Here is a 12,586-nt window from a genome sequence, read left to right as displayed (position 1 = left end):
ACCCCGATTATTTCTTGATCGGCTTGCGCGGACCCTTACGGGTACGAGCGTTGGTCTTGGTGCGCTGACCGCGTACCGGCAGACCACGACGATGACGCAAACCACGATAGCAACCAAGGTCCATAAGACGCTTGATGCTCAGGGTAATTTCACGACGCAAATCACCCTCAACGGTGTATTTGGCAACTGCATCACGAAGCTTTTCGATTTGCTCTTCAGACAGCTCACTGATCTTAACATTTTCAGCAATACCCGTGGATGCACAGATAGCCTGTGAACGGGTTTTACCGATACCGAAGATCGACGTTAAGGCGATAACGGTATGTTTATGATCAGGAATGTTAATGCCTGCTATACGGGCCACTATGCACTCCTACTATTTTATACAGCAACACCATTCTGAAAAGCCCGTTTTCAGGATACTCAAATAGTGTTGCAGTGCGACATACAAAAGATTGGCTGGCTAATCTAGCCAGCTCAACCCAACTTTGCAAGAAAAATATGCGAGATAATCAGCCTTGACGCTGTTTATGCTTCGGCTCGGCGCTGCAAATCACACGAACGACACCGTTACGCTTAACGATTTTGCAGTTACGACATAATTTCTTGACGGAAGCACGAACTTTCATTTTTACTCTCCGTAACTTCTCAAACGAATCTGACTAGCGGTTATAGCCTTTCAGATTTGCTTTCTTCAATGCAGACTCGTACTGACTTGACATCATCAGAGTTTGCACTTGAGCCATAAAGTCCATGATGACGACAACCACGATCAGTAGCGAGGTACCACCAAAGTAGAATGGTACTTTCATTGCATCACGCATGAACTCCGGGATCAGGCAGATGAAAGTAATGTACATCGCGCCCACCAGGGTTAAACGCGTCATTACTTTATCGATATACTTCGCCGTTTGCTCTCCCGGACGAATTCCTGGTACGAAGGCACCGGACTTCTTCAGGTTATCTGCTGTCTCACGCGGGTTGAAGACCAACGCCGTGTAGAAGAAACAGAAGAAGATGATTGCAGACGCATAGAGTAACACATAAAGCGGTTGCCCTGGCTGCAAATACAGCGAAATCGTAGTCAGCCAGTTCCAACCGGTACCGCCCCCAAACCATGATGCAATCGTGGCCGGGAACAGAATAATGCTGGAAGCGAAAATCGCCGGGATAACACCCGCCATGTTCACTTTCAACGGTAAATGTGTGCTCTGTGCTGCATAAACACGACGACCTTGTTGACGCTTCGCATAATTAACGACGATACGACGTTGACCACGCTCGATGAAAACAACGAAGAAGGTTACTGCAAACACCAATACTGCAACCAACAGCAGCAGGAGGAAGTGCAGGTCGCCTTGCCGCGCTTGCTCGATAGTATGGGCCACTGCCGGCGGGAGCCCCGCTACAATACCCGCGAAGATAATGATCGAGATACCGTTGCCGATACCGCGTTCAGTAATCTGCTCACCCAGCCACATCAGGAACATTGTCCCGGTTACCAGGCTCACAACCGCAGTAAAGTAGAATGCAAAGCCTGGATTTAACACCAGGCCCTGCATACCAGGCATATTCGGCAGACCGGTAGCAATACCGATCGACTGGAATATGGCCAATACCAGCGTACCGTAACGGGTGTACTGGCTAATCTTGCGACGGCCAGCCTCCCCTTCTTTCTTGATTTCCGCCAACGCTGGATGAACCACCGTCAGCAGCTGGATAATGATCGACGCCGAGATATACGGCATGATCCCCAGAGCAAAGATAGAAGCACGGCTGAGGGCACCACCAGAGAACATGTTAAACATTTCAATGATAGTGCCTCTCTGCTGCTCAAGCAATTTGGCAAGCACAGTGGCATCGATACCAGGAATCGGAATGAAAGAGCCGATGCGGAAGACAATCAGCGCGCCGATGACAAACAAAAGTCTGCGCTTCAGCTCGCCGAGCCCGCCTTTAGCACTTTGAAAATCTAATCCTGGTTGCTTAGCCATCTGCTACTTATTCCTCAATTTTACCGCCAGCAGCCTCGATAGCAGCACGAGCGCCTTTGGTGACACGCAGACCACGCAGGGTTACCGGACGAGCGACTTCGCCAGAAAGTACAACTTTCGCGAATTCGATCTGGACACCAACTACGTTAGCGGCTTTCAGCGCGTTCAGGTCGATAACATCGCCTTCAACCAGAGCCAGTTCAGACAGACGAACTTCTGCCGTGATCATCGCTTTGCGTGAAGTGAAGCCGAATTTCGGCAGACGACGGTACAGAGGCATCTGACCACCTTCGAAACCACGACGTACGCCACCGCCAGAACGAGACTTCTGACCTTTGTGACCACGGCCGCCGGTTTTACCCAGGCCAGAACCAATACCACGACCTACACGCTTAGGCGCATGCTTGGCACCTTCAGCCGGAGACAGAGTATTTAAACGCATCTGTTACTCCTCAACTTTAACCATGTAGGAAACCAGGTTGACCATACCGCGAACAGCAGGAGTATCCTCGCGCTCTACGGTGTGACCAATACGACGCAGACCCAGACCGAGCAGAGTAGCTTTATGCTTCGGCAGACGGCCAATTGAGCTGCGAGTTTGTGTAACTTTAATAGTCTTAGCCATGGTCAATTACCCCAGAATGTCGGCAACGGATTTACCACGCTTAGCAGCGACCATTTCAGGAGACTTCATATTCGCCAGAGCGTCGATAGTTGCACGAACCACGTTGATCGGGTTGGTGGAACCATAAGCTTTAGCCAATACGTTGTGCACCCCAGCAACTTCGAGAACGGCGCGCATTGCACCGCCCGCGATGATACCGGTACCTTCATGAGCAGGCTGCATGAACACGCGAGAACCCGTGTGAGCGCCCTTAACAGGGTGCTGCAGGGTGCCGCTGTTCAGCGCGACGTTCATCATGTTGCGACGGGCTTTTTCCATCGCTTTCTGGATCGCTGCTGGAACTTCGCGTGCTTTGCCGTAGCCAAAACCAACGCGACCGTTACCATCACCAACTACAGTCAGTGCGGTAAAGCTGAAAATACGGCCACCTTTTACGGTTTTAGATACGCGGTTTACCGCGATCAGCTTTTCCTGCAGTTCGCCAGCTTGTTTTTCGATGTGAGCCATCTTAAACCTCTTCCTTAGAACTGAAGGCCAGCTTCACGGGCAGCATCTGCCAGTGCCTGGACTCGACCATGATATTGGAAACCGGAACGGTCAAAGGATACTTTCGCAATCCCTTTTTCCAACGCGCGCTCAGCCAGAGCTTTACCTACGGCTGCTGCTGCGTCTTTGTTACCGGAATACTTCAGTTGCTCCGCGATAGCTTTTTCTAAAGTAGAAGCGGCTACCAGTACTTCAGAACCGTTTGGAGCAATCACCTGTGCGTAAATGTGACGCGGGGTACGATGTACCACCAGGCGGGTTGCACCCAGCTCTTGGAGCTTGCGGCGTGCGCGGGTCGCACGACGGATACGAGCAGATTTCTTATCCATAGTGTTACCTTACTTCTTCTTAGCCTCTTTGGTACGCACGACTTCGTCGGCGTAACGAACACCTTTGCCTTTGTAAGGCTCAGGACGACGGTAAGCACGCAGATCTGCTGCTACCTGGCCAATTACCTGCTTATCAGCGCCTTTCAGCACGATTTCAGTTTGGCTTGGGCATTCAGCAGTGATACCTGCCGGCAGCTGGTGATCGATAGGGTGAGAGAAGCCCAGGGCCAAATTCACCACGTTGCCTTTAACGGCAGCACGATAACCAACACCTACCAGTTGAAGCTTTTTGGTGAAGCCTTCGGTAACACCAACAACCATTGCGTTCAGCAGAGCGCGCGTGGTACCCGCTTGAGCCCATGCGTTAGCAAAACCTTCGCGCGGAGCGAAAGTCAGTGCGTTAGCTTCTTGCTTCACTTCAACGGCGTCGTGGATAGTACGAGTCAACTCGCCGTTTTTACCCTTAATCGAAATAACCTGACCGTTGAGTTTTACCTCTACGCCGGCAGGAATGACGACGGGTGCTTTTGCAACACGAGACATTCTTTCCTCCCGAATTAAGCTACGTAGCAGATAATCTCGCCACCAAGACCAGCCTGGCGAGCTGCACGATCGGTCATAACACCTTTAGAGGTAGAAACAACAGCGATACCCAAACCGGCCATAACTTTTGGCAGCTCATCTTTTTTCTTGTAGATGCGCAGACCTGGACGGCTGATACGTTGAATGCTTTCTACCACAGCTTTGCCCTGGAAGTACTTCAGTACCAGTTCCAGAACAGGCTTGGCGTCGCCTTCGATTTTGAAATCTTCAATAAAACCTTCTTCCTTCAGCACGTTGGCAATTGCCACTTTCAGCTTGGAGGAAGGCATGGTGACCGCAACTTTGTTCGCGGCTTGACCGTTACGGATACGGGTCAGCATATCCGCGATCGGATCTTGCATGCTCATCTGTCTTTACTCCCGTGATTCAATTGGTAATTACCAGCTAGCCTTTTTCAAGCCTGGTACTTCACCGCGCATAGCGGCTTCACGAAGCTTAATACGGCTCAACCCGAATTTGCCCACATAACCATGTGGACGGCCAGTTTGGCGGCAGCGTTTACGCTGACGAGACGGGCTGGAATCACGCGGCAGAGTTTGCAGCTTGAGAACGGCATTCCAACGATCTTCATCGGATGCGTTCACATCAGAGATAATAGCTTTCAGTTCAGCGCGTTTTGCAAAGAACTTGTCAGCTAATTTCACGCGCTTGACTTCGCGTGCTTTCATTGATTGCTTAGCCATCAGTAACCCTGCCTTACTTGCGGAACGGGAAGTTAAAAGCAGCCAGCAGCGCGCGGCCTTCATCATCAGATTTCGCAGTAGTGGTAATGGTAATATCCAAACCACGAACGCGATCGACTTTGTCGTAGTCGATTTCTGGGAAGATGATTTGCTCACGCACGCCCATGCTGTAGTTGCCACGGCCATCGAATGACTTGGCGGACAGGCCACGGAAGTCACGGATACGTGGAACAGCAATGGAGATCAGGCGCTCAAGGAACTCCCACATGCGTTCGCCACGCAGAGTTACTTTACAGCCGATCGGATAGCCCTGACGGATTTTGAAGCCTGCAACAGATTTGCGGGCTTTGGTGATCAACGGTTTTTGACCGGAGATAGCTGTCAGGTCCGCTGCGGCGTTATCCAGCAGTTTCTTGTCAGCAATCGCTTCACCAACACCCATGTTCAGGGTGATCTTCTCGACCCGAGGGACTTGCATGACAGAGTTGTAATCAAACTGAGACATCAGTTGTTTGACTACCTCGTCTTTGTAGTAATCATGCAGTTTCGCCATCGTATTACTCCAAATTACTTGATAGTTTCGCTGTTAGATTTGAAGAAACGGACTTTTTTGCCGTCTTCGAATCTAAAGCCTACACGGTCAGCCTTGCCGGTAGCCGCGTTGAAGATAGCAATGTTAGAAACCTGAATTGCAGCTTCTTTTTCAACAATGCCGCCTGGTTGGTTCAGAGCCGGAACCGGCTTCTGGTGTTTCTTAACCAGGTTGATGCCTTCAACAATGACCTTGCCAGCAGACAGGACATTTTTTACTTTACCGCGCTTACCTTTGTCTTTCCCGGTAATCACGATAACTTCGTCATCACGACGGATCTTCGCTGCCATGTTCGCTCCTTAGAGTACTTCTGGTGCCAGAGAGATAATTTTCATGAACTTCTCATTACGCAGTTCACGAGTTACCGGCCCAAAAATACGCGTACCGATTGGCTGCTCGCTGTTATTGTTCAAAATAACGCATGCATTGCCATCGAAGCGAATGACAGAACCGTCCGGGCGACGTACACCCTTCTTGGTGCGCACCACTACCGCCTTCAGAACATCGCCTTTCTTCACCTTACCGCGAGGAATTGCTTCCTTGATGGTAATTTTGATGATGTCGCCGACGCCTGCGTAGCGACGGTGCGAGCCACCTAGAACCTTGATACACATTACGCGACGTGCACCGGAGTTGTCGGCGACGTTCAGCATAGTCTGTTCTTGGATCATTTTAGTGCTCCGCTAATGTCAACTACTACTTTAAAGACCCAAGTAAAAATTAGGCCGTTGAAAAGCCCCATAACCGAGGGCGCAGCATTATAACACCGCTTACTTGGTATGGGTAGAAAAAATAAACGGCTCATTTTCTGAGCCGTTTATTAAGTGAGAGCCAGCTACTCTATTACAGAATCGCTTTCTCTACAACGCGAACCAGCGTCCAGGACTTGGTCTTGGACAGTGGGCGGCATTCGCGGATTTCCACCACGTCGCCGGTACCACATTCGTTGTTCTCGTCATGTACGTGCAGCTTGGTCGTACGTTTGATGAATTTCCCGTAGATCGGGTGCTTCACAGTACGTTCGATAGCAACAACGATGGATTTCTCCATTTTATCGCTAACAACACGACCCTGCAGGGTACGGATAACTTCAGTCATTTACACACCCGCCTTTTGAGTCAGTAAAGTCTTAACGCGTGCGACGTCACGACGCACTTGTTTCAACAGGTGAGTTTGTTGCAGCTGGCCACTGGCCGCCTGCATGCGCAAGTTGAATTGCTCACGCAGCAGGTTGAGCAGCTCGGCATTCAGCTCTTCAACGCTTTTTTCACGCAGCTCTTGTGCTTTCATTACATCACCGTCTTAGTTACAAAGGTGGTTTTGATCGGCAGTTTCGCTGCTGCCAGTTTGAATGCCTCGCGGGCAACCTCTTCTGGCACGCCGTCCATTTCGTACAGGACCTTACCAGGCTGGATCAGGGCAACCCAATACTCCACGTTACCCTTACCTTTACCCATACGCACTTCCAGCGGCTTCTCGGTGATCGGTTTGTCCGGGAATACACGGATCCAGATCTTGCCTTGACGCTTAACTGCACGAGTCATTGCACGACGAGCTGCTTCGATTTGACGAGCAGTCAGACGGCCACGGCCAACAGCTTTCAGACCGAAAGTGCCGAAGCTAACATCCGTACCTTGCGCCAGACCACGGTTGCGGCCCTTGTGCACCTTACGGAATTTTGTACGCTTTGGTTGTAACATCAGCGACTCTCCTTACTTGCGGCCTTTACGCTGCTGCTTTTTAGGTTGAGCAGCCGGTTCCGGTTGTTCAACTGCAGCCATACCACCCAGGATCTCACCTTTGAAGATCCATACCTTAACGCCGATTACACCATAAGTGGTGTGCGCTTCAGATGTGTTGTAGTCGATGTCCGCACGCAGAGTGTGCAATGGAACACGACCTTCGCGGTACCATTCGGTACGTGCGATTTCAGCGCCGCCAAGACGGCCGCTTACTTCAACTTTGATACCTTTAGCGCCAAGACGCATTGCGTTCTGTACTGCACGCTTCATAGCACGACGGAACATCACGCGACGTTCCAGCTGAGAAGTGATGCTGTCAGCAACCAATTTAGCGTCGAGTTCCGGTTTACGGACTTCGGCGATGTTGATCTGTGCAGGAACGCCAGCGATGTCCGCTACGACCTTGCGCAGTTTTTCGACGTCTTCACCTTTCTTGCCGATAACGATGCCTGGGCGAGCAGTGTGAATGGTCACACGGATGCTCTTCGCAGGACGCTCGATAACGATGCGAGAAACGGAAGCTTTCGACAGTTCCTTAGTCAGGAATTGACGAACTTTAAAGTCGCTGTCCAGGTTGTCAGCGAATTCTTTGGTATTCGCATACCAAGTAGAGTTCCAAGGTTTGACAATACCCAGGCGAATACCATTAGGATGTACTTTCTGACCCATTGCTAGTCTCCAGAGTCTCAGCGATCGGACACAACCACAGTAATGTGGCTGGTGCGCTTCAGGATGCGATCTGCACGACCTTTTGCACGCGGCATAATGCGCTTCATGCTTGGGCCTTCGTCTACGAAGATTTTCGTAACTTTCAGATCATCGATGTCAGCGCCATCGTTGTGTTCTGCGTTAGCAATGGCAGACTCCAGCACTTTCTTAACCAGACCAGCAGCTTTCTTGTTGGTGTAGGTCAGAGTTTCCAGAGCTTGCGACACTTTCTTACCGCGAATCAGGTCAGCAACAAGGCGAACCTTCTGAGCAGAAGAACGAGCGTGGCGATGTTTAGCGATAGTTTCCATCTCTTCCTCCTACCTTAGCGCTTTTTAGCTTTTTTATCAGCCGCATGGCCGCGATAAGTACGAGTCGGCGCGAATTCACCCAGTTTGTGACCGACCATTTCATCGGAAACGAACACTGGTACGTGCTGACGACCATTATGGACAGCGATGGTCAAACCGATCATGTTAGGAAAGATCGTTGAACGACGGGACCAAGTGCGCAAAGGCTTCTTGTCACCGCTTTCCACCGCTTTCTCTACCTTCTTCAGCAAGTGCAGGTCAATAAAAGGACCTTTCTTGAGAGAACGTGGCATGGCTTATCCTCTAATTATTTTTTGCTACGGCGACGTACGATGAACTTATCAGTACGCTTGTTGCTACGGGTCTTCTTACCTTTGGTCTGAACGCCCCACGGAGTTACCGGGTGCTTACCAAAGTTACGACCTTCACCACCACCGTGCGGGTGATCTACCGGGTTCATCGCCGTACCGCGAACGGTAGGACGAACACCACGCCAACGTGCAGCACCTGCTTTACCCAGAACGCGAAGCATGTGTTCAGCGTTACCGACTTCACCCAGGGTGGCGCGGCAATCAGCTGGAACTTTACGCATTTCGCCGGAGCGCAGACGCAGAGTTACGTAGGAACCATCACGAGCAACGATCTGAACGTAGGCACCAGCGGAGCGAGCCATCTGGCCGCCTTTACCTGGTTTCATTTCTACGTTGTGAACCGTTGAACCAACTGGAATGTTGCGCATCGGCAGGGTGTTACCCGCTTTGATTGCAGCATCAACGCCAGATTGAATCTGGTCACCAGCTTTCAGGCCTTTCGGCGCCAGGATGTAACGGCGTTCGCCGTCTTTGTACAGAACCAGCGCGATGTTCGCGGAACGGTTCGGATCGTACTCCAGACGCTCAACCACAGCAGGGATACCGTCTTTGTTGCGCTTGAAGTCAACCAGACGATAATGTTGCTTGTGGCCACCACCGATATGACGGGTGGTGATACGGCCATTGTTGTTACGACCACCGCTTTTGCTCAGTTTTTCCAGCAGCGGGGCATAAGGTTTACCCTTGTGCAGCTCAGGGTTAACCACTTTAACAACGTGGCGACGACCCGGAGATGTAGGTTTACATTTAACAATTGCCATTGTTCTTACTCCTCCGACTTACTCTGCGCCGCCGATGAAGTCCAGATTCTGGCCTTCTTTCAGGGTGACGTAAGCTTTTTTCCAGTCGCTACGACGACCAACACGCTGACCGTGACGCTTCACTTTCCCTTTAACTACCAGGGTGTTCACGTCTTCGACTTCGACTTCAAACAGTTTCTGCACTGCAGCTTTGATTTCTGCTTTGGTCGCGTCTTTGGCAACTTTGAGAACGATGGTGTTGCTTTTTTCCATCGCAGCGGATGCTTTTTCAGATACGTGCGGTGCACGCAGCACTTTCAGCAAACGTTCTTCACGGATCATGCCAGCATCTCCTCAACTTGCTTCACAGCATCAGCAGTCATAACCACTTTGTCGAAGGCGATCAGGCTAACCGGATCGATACCTGCTACATCGCGCACGTCAACCTTGTACAGGTTGCGAGCTGCCAGGAACAGATTCTCATCCAGTTCACCGGTCACGATCAGCACGTCTTCCAGAGCCATATCTTTCAGTTTCTGTGCCAGCAGCTTAGTTTTAGGCGCTTCTACAGAGAACTTCTCGACAACGATCAGACGATCTTGACGTACCAGTTCGGACAGGATGCTTTTCAGCGCGCCGCGGTACATCTTTTTGTTTACTTTCTGACTGTGGTCCTGTGGCTTAGCAGCAAAGGTCACGCCGCCTGAACGCCAGATCGGGCTCTTTACAGAACCTGAACGCGCACGGCCGGTGCCTTTCTGACGCCATGGCTTTTTGCCGGAACCAGTTACTTCAGCACGGGTCTTCTGAGCACGGGTACCTTGACGGGCACCTGCTGCATAAGCAACAACAACCTGGTGTACCAGCGCTTCGTTGAAATCACGACCGAAGGTAGTTTCGGAAACAGTCAGCGCGCTTTGCGCGTCTTTCAATACTAATTCCATTGCTATCCCCTTACGCCTTCACAGCTGGTTTAACGATCAGGTTGCCACCGGTTGCGCCCGGTACAGCACCCTTAACCAGCAGCAGGTTGCGCTCAGCGTCAACACGTACTACGTCCAGGCTCTGAACGGTTACGCGCTCATCACCCAGGTGGCCAGCCATTTTCTTGCCTTTGAACACTTTGCCCGGAGTCTGGTTCTGACCGATAGAACCCGGAACGCGGTGAGACAAGGAGTTACCGTGGGTAGCGTCTTGGGTACGGAAGTTCCAGCGCTTAACAGTGCCAGCAAAACCTTTACCTTTAGAAGTACCGGTAACATCGACTTTTTTAACGTCAGCGAAGATTTCTACGCTAATTTCCTGACCTGCAGCGAATTCTTGACCTTCTTCCAGGCGGAATTCCCACAGACCACGGCCAGCTTCAACGCCAGCTTTAGCGAAATGGCCCGCTTCCGGCTTGGTTACACGGTTAGCTTTTTTGCTACCGGTGGTAACCTGAACGGCACGGTAACCGTCGGTGTCCAGGCTTTTAACCTGAGTCACGCGGTTCGCTTCAATTTCAATTACGGTTACTGGGATAGAAACGCCATCTTCAGTGAAGATACGGGTCATACCCACTTTTTTACCGACTAAACCAATCATTGTTTCAACCTCTCAATCGCTCAATGACCTGATTAACCCAGGCTGATCTGCACGTCTACACCGGCAGCCAGATCCAGACGCATCAGAGCATCAACGGTTTTCTCGGTTGGCTCAACGATGTCAACCAGACGCTTGTGAGTGCGAATCTCGTACTGATCGCGCGCGTCTTTGTTGACGTGCGGAGAAATCAGAACGGTAAAGCGCTCTTTGCGAGTTGGCAGCGGGATCGGACCACGGACTTGCGCACCAGTGCGCTTTGCAGTCTCGACGATTTCCGCGGTTGATTGATCGATCAGACGATGATCAAACGCTTTCAGGCGGATACGGATTCTTTGGTTCTGCATGAGACCAGAGCTCCAATTATTTATAAACGTAAATAATTACTCCTCACACCCATTTCGATTGATGGGGGAGTGTAATCGTCAACATATAACCCCCATATCGGGAGTATTGTTCGAGAGGCAAAAAAGGCCTGCCAATCGACTGATTCGCTAAAATCAGGCTTACCAAGATTAGGTAAGCCCGCGCATTATACGCAAAATGGCCGAGGAAGCAAGCCGCAGTTGGAAATATGCTCAGGAAATCGTCATTTTTGCGCGTTCAGATGCAGTCGCGAGATGAAGGCGGCAAACAGGGTATGAATTATGCTTGGTAGGGACGCTCCCCTGCCCCACCGTAAAAACGGTTGCCGGCAGGAGAAACGATGACGAACAGAAGGCAGATTTACTCTTTGCGCTCTAGAACCTGAGCCTGGGCATAGTTTTGAATACCGAGGCGAGCGATCAGATCCAGCTCGGTTTCCAGCCAGTCGATATGCTCTTCTTCATCGGCCAGGATGTCGATCATTAAATCGCGGCTGACGTAATCGTGGATCGAGTCGGCATAGGCGATACCTTCGCGCAGGTTTTTGGCACCCGCCAGCTCCAGCGCCAAATCGGAACGCAGCATCTCTTCAATGTCTTCGCCGATGTTCAGCTTGCCGAGATCTTGCAGGTTCGGGATCCCTTCCAGGAACAGGATACGCTCGATGTAGCGATCGGCATGTTTCATTTCGTCGATCGACTCGTGGTACTCCTTGTCGTTGAGGCGCATTAACCCCCAATTCTTGAACATGCGGGCGTGCAGGAAATATTGATTGATGGCAACCAGCTCGTTACCGAGCAGCTTGTTGAGGTGAGCAATGATCTTTTTATCGCCTTTCATAGGTAATTCCTCCTGGCCAGTTCTAAAAGTGTAGAACCTGTAAGCCAAGAGTCAAAAATAACCTTACCCTTTGTTAGGCAACTTCATGCATTGGGATGATAGTTCCGCGTTCCTCCACCATAATCTGTCTTGCCTGACGAATGCACTTTCCACAATCGGTACCAATCGGCACAAGTTCACGCAGCTGCTTCATGGTATGGGGATTGTGCTGACGCACCGCATTACGGATCGCTTTGTCAGTCACCGCATTACACAGACATACATACATAGAGAGACTCACTTCTTAACCAATGCACCGAGTCTAAATGGGAATGGTTTTTATTTCAATTAAGATTTAAACAAATTGCATAAAAAAAGGGCACCGAAGTGCCCTTTTTTGTGCCGAAAAAATTATTCGCGATTAAGCGATAACTTTAGCAACAACGCCCGCGCCAACGGTACGGCCGCCTTCACGGATTGCGAAACGCAGACCGTCGTCCATCGCGATTGGGTGAATCAGGGTTACAACCATGTTCACGTTGTCGCCTGGCATTACCATCTCTACGCCTTCTGGCA

General features: G+C 50.8%; 26 protein-coding genes and 1 pseudogene. All 27 read right to left on the bottom strand.

Features of this window, described 5'->3' with window-relative positions; all coding sequences use genetic code 11:
- Positions 1–7: 7 nt before the first annotated feature.
- A complete protein-coding gene (gene rpsM / locus ABTW55_RS14190) occupies positions 8–364 on the bottom strand; it encodes a 30S ribosomal protein S13 (protein WP_004929734.1) in 357 nt (118 codons plus the stop codon).
- Positions 365–512: 148 nt separating this feature from the next.
- The gene (gene rpmJ, locus ABTW55_RS14185; protein WP_002227352.1) at positions 513–629 is read right to left on the bottom strand and encodes a 50S ribosomal protein L36; all 117 of its coding nucleotides are present in this window, start codon (positions 627–629) and stop codon (positions 513–515) included.
- 33 nt (positions 630–662) lie between these two features.
- Positions 663–1,994 (bottom strand): preprotein translocase subunit SecY, encoded by a 1,332-nt coding sequence (gene secY / locus ABTW55_RS14180; RefSeq protein ID WP_004929740.1) that lies wholly within the window; start codon positions 1,992–1,994, stop codon positions 663–665.
- 7 nt (positions 1,995–2,001) lie between these two features.
- Positions 2,002–2,436, bottom strand: coding sequence for a 50S ribosomal protein L15 (gene rplO, locus ABTW55_RS14175; RefSeq protein WP_004929742.1), 435 nt, complete (start codon positions 2,434–2,436; stop codon positions 2,002–2,004).
- Positions 2,437–2,439: 3 nt separating this feature from the next.
- A complete protein-coding gene (gene rpmD, locus ABTW55_RS14170) occupies positions 2,440–2,619 on the bottom strand; it encodes a 50S ribosomal protein L30 (RefSeq protein WP_048232028.1) in 180 nt (59 codons plus the stop codon).
- A 6-nt stretch (positions 2,620–2,625) separates the two neighbouring features.
- The gene (gene rpsE / locus ABTW55_RS14165) at positions 2,626–3,126 is read right to left on the bottom strand and encodes a 30S ribosomal protein S5 (RefSeq protein WP_004929747.1); all 501 of its coding nucleotides are present in this window, start codon (positions 3,124–3,126) and stop codon (positions 2,626–2,628) included.
- A gap of 14 nt (positions 3,127–3,140) precedes the next feature.
- Complete coding sequence (gene rplR / locus ABTW55_RS14160; protein ID WP_004929748.1) at positions 3,141–3,494, bottom strand: 50S ribosomal protein L18; 354 nt, start codon at positions 3,492–3,494, stop codon at positions 3,141–3,143.
- A gap of 9 nt (positions 3,495–3,503) precedes the next feature.
- Positions 3,504–4,037 carry a 50S ribosomal protein L6 gene (rplF, locus tag ABTW55_RS14155; protein ID WP_004929751.1) on the bottom strand — a complete coding sequence of 178 codons (534 nt, stop codon included), beginning with the start codon at positions 4,035–4,037 and terminating at the stop codon, positions 3,504–3,506.
- A 14-nt stretch (positions 4,038–4,051) separates the two neighbouring features.
- Entirely contained in the window at positions 4,052–4,444 is a 393-nt protein-coding gene (rpsH, locus tag ABTW55_RS14150; protein WP_004929753.1) for a 30S ribosomal protein S8, read from the bottom strand.
- Between the two features lie 30 nt (positions 4,445–4,474).
- Positions 4,475–4,780, bottom strand: coding sequence for a 30S ribosomal protein S14 (rpsN, locus tag ABTW55_RS14145; protein WP_004929754.1), 306 nt, complete (start codon positions 4,778–4,780; stop codon positions 4,475–4,477).
- Between the two features lie 13 nt (positions 4,781–4,793).
- Positions 4,794–5,333 carry a 50S ribosomal protein L5 gene (gene rplE / locus ABTW55_RS14140; protein ID WP_033636253.1) on the bottom strand — a complete coding sequence of 180 codons (540 nt, stop codon included), beginning with the start codon at positions 5,331–5,333 and terminating at the stop codon, positions 4,794–4,796.
- A 14-nt stretch (positions 5,334–5,347) separates the two neighbouring features.
- Positions 5,348–5,662, bottom strand: coding sequence for a 50S ribosomal protein L24 (gene rplX, locus ABTW55_RS14135; RefSeq protein WP_004929758.1), 315 nt, complete (start codon positions 5,660–5,662; stop codon positions 5,348–5,350).
- A gap of 9 nt (positions 5,663–5,671) precedes the next feature.
- A complete protein-coding gene (gene rplN / locus ABTW55_RS14130; RefSeq protein ID WP_000613954.1) occupies positions 5,672–6,043 on the bottom strand; it encodes a 50S ribosomal protein L14 in 372 nt (123 codons plus the stop codon).
- A 172-nt stretch (positions 6,044–6,215) separates the two neighbouring features.
- On the bottom strand, positions 6,216–6,470 hold the full coding sequence (gene rpsQ / locus ABTW55_RS14125) for a 30S ribosomal protein S17 (RefSeq protein ID WP_004929760.1): 255 nt from the start codon (positions 6,468–6,470) through the stop codon (positions 6,216–6,218).
- Complete coding sequence (rpmC, locus tag ABTW55_RS14120) at positions 6,471–6,662, bottom strand: 50S ribosomal protein L29 (RefSeq protein WP_004929762.1); 192 nt, start codon at positions 6,660–6,662, stop codon at positions 6,471–6,473.
- On the bottom strand, positions 6,662–7,072 hold the full coding sequence (gene rplP / locus ABTW55_RS14115; RefSeq protein WP_004929764.1) for a 50S ribosomal protein L16: 411 nt from the start codon (positions 7,070–7,072) through the stop codon (positions 6,662–6,664). The genes rpmC and rplP overlap by 1 nt, the downstream gene beginning before the upstream one ends.
- Before the next feature lie 12 nt (positions 7,073–7,084).
- Entirely contained in the window at positions 7,085–7,783 is a 699-nt protein-coding gene (gene rpsC, locus ABTW55_RS14110; RefSeq protein ID WP_004929766.1) for a 30S ribosomal protein S3, read from the bottom strand.
- Between the two features lie 17 nt (positions 7,784–7,800).
- A complete protein-coding gene (rplV, locus tag ABTW55_RS14105) occupies positions 7,801–8,133 on the bottom strand; it encodes a 50S ribosomal protein L22 (RefSeq protein ID WP_002223844.1) in 333 nt (110 codons plus the stop codon).
- Positions 8,134–8,147: 14 nt separating this feature from the next.
- A complete protein-coding gene (gene rpsS, locus ABTW55_RS14100; protein ID WP_004929772.1) occupies positions 8,148–8,426 on the bottom strand; it encodes a 30S ribosomal protein S19 in 279 nt (92 codons plus the stop codon).
- A gap of 14 nt (positions 8,427–8,440) precedes the next feature.
- Positions 8,441–9,265: a 50S ribosomal protein L2 gene (gene rplB / locus ABTW55_RS14095; protein ID WP_004929775.1), complete on the bottom strand. Its 825-nt coding sequence runs from the start codon at positions 9,263–9,265 to the stop codon at positions 8,441–8,443.
- 18 nt (positions 9,266–9,283) lie between these two features.
- A complete protein-coding gene (gene rplW, locus ABTW55_RS14090; RefSeq protein WP_004951179.1) occupies positions 9,284–9,586 on the bottom strand; it encodes a 50S ribosomal protein L23 in 303 nt (100 codons plus the stop codon).
- The gene (rplD, locus tag ABTW55_RS14085; protein ID WP_004929779.1) at positions 9,583–10,188 is read right to left on the bottom strand and encodes a 50S ribosomal protein L4; all 606 of its coding nucleotides are present in this window, start codon (positions 10,186–10,188) and stop codon (positions 9,583–9,585) included. The genes rplW and rplD overlap by 4 nt, the downstream gene beginning before the upstream one ends.
- Before the next feature lie 10 nt (positions 10,189–10,198).
- Complete coding sequence (gene rplC / locus ABTW55_RS14080; RefSeq protein WP_015379265.1) at positions 10,199–10,828, bottom strand: 50S ribosomal protein L3; 630 nt, start codon at positions 10,826–10,828, stop codon at positions 10,199–10,201.
- 32 nt (positions 10,829–10,860) lie between these two features.
- Entirely contained in the window at positions 10,861–11,172 is a 312-nt protein-coding gene (gene rpsJ / locus ABTW55_RS14075) for a 30S ribosomal protein S10 (RefSeq protein ID WP_001181005.1), read from the bottom strand.
- Positions 11,173–11,551: 379 nt separating this feature from the next.
- Positions 11,552–12,031, bottom strand: a complete 480-nt coding sequence (bfr, locus tag ABTW55_RS14070; RefSeq protein WP_033636255.1) for a bacterioferritin — start codon at positions 12,029–12,031, stop codon at positions 11,552–11,554.
- 73 nt (positions 12,032–12,104) lie between these two features.
- Positions 12,105–12,299 carry a bacterioferritin-associated ferredoxin gene (bfd, locus tag ABTW55_RS14065; protein WP_015379266.1) on the bottom strand — a complete coding sequence of 65 codons (195 nt, stop codon included), beginning with the start codon at positions 12,297–12,299 and terminating at the stop codon, positions 12,105–12,107.
- Positions 12,300–12,431: 132 nt separating this feature from the next.
- Positions 12,432–12,586: pseudogene (gene tuf, locus ABTW55_RS14060) on the bottom strand (elongation factor Tu); the annotation flags it as partial.

The organism is Serratia sp. SM04 (assembly GCF_040280225.1).
In the GTDB taxonomy this organism is placed as follows: Bacteria; Pseudomonadota; Gammaproteobacteria; order Enterobacterales; family Enterobacteriaceae; genus Serratia; species Serratia sarumanii.
This window is presented reverse-complemented; position numbering and strand designations above follow the sequence as displayed.

Bases quoted from the DNA above. Each gene is read 5' to 3' on its own strand.
- rpmJ (WP_002227352.1), bottom strand. From the start codon at position 629: ATGAAAGTTCGTGCTTCCGTCAAGAAATTATGTCGTAACTGCAAAATC.
- secY (WP_004929740.1), bottom strand. From the start codon at position 1,994: ATGGCTAAGCAACCAGGATTAGATTTTCAAAGTGCTAAAGGCGGGCTC.
- rplO (WP_004929742.1), bottom strand. From the start codon at position 2,436: ATGCGTTTAAATACTCTGTCTCCGGCTGAAGGTGCCAAGCATGCGCCT.
- rpmD (WP_048232028.1), bottom strand. From the start codon at position 2,619: ATGGCTAAGACTATTAAAGTTACACAAACTCGCAGCTCAATTGGCCGT.
- rpsE (WP_004929747.1), bottom strand. From the start codon at position 3,126: ATGGCTCACATCGAAAAACAAGCTGGCGAACTGCAGGAAAAGCTGATC.
- rplR (WP_004929748.1), bottom strand. From the start codon at position 3,494: ATGGATAAGAAATCTGCTCGTATCCGTCGTGCGACCCGCGCACGCCGC.
- rplF (WP_004929751.1), bottom strand. From the start codon at position 4,037: ATGTCTCGTGTTGCAAAAGCACCCGTCGTCATTCCTGCCGGCGTAGAG.
- rpsH (WP_004929753.1), bottom strand. From the start codon at position 4,444: ATGAGCATGCAAGATCCGATCGCGGATATGCTGACCCGTATCCGTAAC.
- rpsN (WP_004929754.1), bottom strand. From the start codon at position 4,780: ATGGCTAAGCAATCAATGAAAGCACGCGAAGTCAAGCGCGTGAAATTA.
- rplE (WP_033636253.1), bottom strand. From the start codon at position 5,333: ATGGCGAAACTGCATGATTACTACAAAGACGAGGTAGTCAAACAACTG.
- rplX (WP_004929758.1), bottom strand. From the start codon at position 5,662: ATGGCAGCGAAGATCCGTCGTGATGACGAAGTTATCGTGATTACCGGG.
- rplN (WP_000613954.1), bottom strand. From the start codon at position 6,043: ATGATCCAAGAACAGACTATGCTGAACGTCGCCGACAACTCCGGTGCA.
- rpsQ (WP_004929760.1), bottom strand. From the start codon at position 6,470: ATGACTGAAGTTATCCGTACCCTGCAGGGTCGTGTTGTTAGCGATAAA.
- rpmC (WP_004929762.1), bottom strand. From the start codon at position 6,662: ATGAAAGCACAAGAGCTGCGTGAAAAAAGCGTTGAAGAGCTGAATGCC.
- rplP (WP_004929764.1), bottom strand. From the start codon at position 7,072: ATGTTACAACCAAAGCGTACAAAATTCCGTAAGGTGCACAAGGGCCGC.
- rpsC (WP_004929766.1), bottom strand. From the start codon at position 7,783: ATGGGTCAGAAAGTACATCCTAATGGTATTCGCCTGGGTATTGTCAAA.
- rplV (WP_002223844.1), bottom strand. From the start codon at position 8,133: ATGGAAACTATCGCTAAACATCGCCACGCTCGTTCTTCTGCTCAGAAG.
- rpsS (WP_004929772.1), bottom strand. From the start codon at position 8,426: ATGCCACGTTCTCTCAAGAAAGGTCCTTTTATTGACCTGCACTTGCTG.
- rplB (WP_004929775.1), bottom strand. From the start codon at position 9,265: ATGGCAATTGTTAAATGTAAACCTACATCTCCGGGTCGTCGCCACGTT.
- rplW (WP_004951179.1), bottom strand. From the start codon at position 9,586: ATGATCCGTGAAGAACGTTTGCTGAAAGTGCTGCGTGCACCGCACGTA.
- rplD (WP_004929779.1), bottom strand. From the start codon at position 10,188: ATGGAATTAGTATTGAAAGACGCGCAAAGCGCGCTGACTGTTTCCGAA.
- rplC (WP_015379265.1), bottom strand. From the start codon at position 10,828: ATGATTGGTTTAGTCGGTAAAAAAGTGGGTATGACCCGTATCTTCACT.
- rpsJ (WP_001181005.1), bottom strand. From the start codon at position 11,172: ATGCAGAACCAAAGAATCCGTATCCGCCTGAAAGCGTTTGATCATCGT.
- bfr (WP_033636255.1), bottom strand. From the start codon at position 12,031: ATGAAAGGCGATAAAAAGATCATTGCTCACCTCAACAAGCTGCTCGGT.
- bfd (WP_015379266.1), bottom strand. From the start codon at position 12,299: ATGTATGTATGTCTGTGTAATGCGGTGACTGACAAAGCGATCCGTAAT.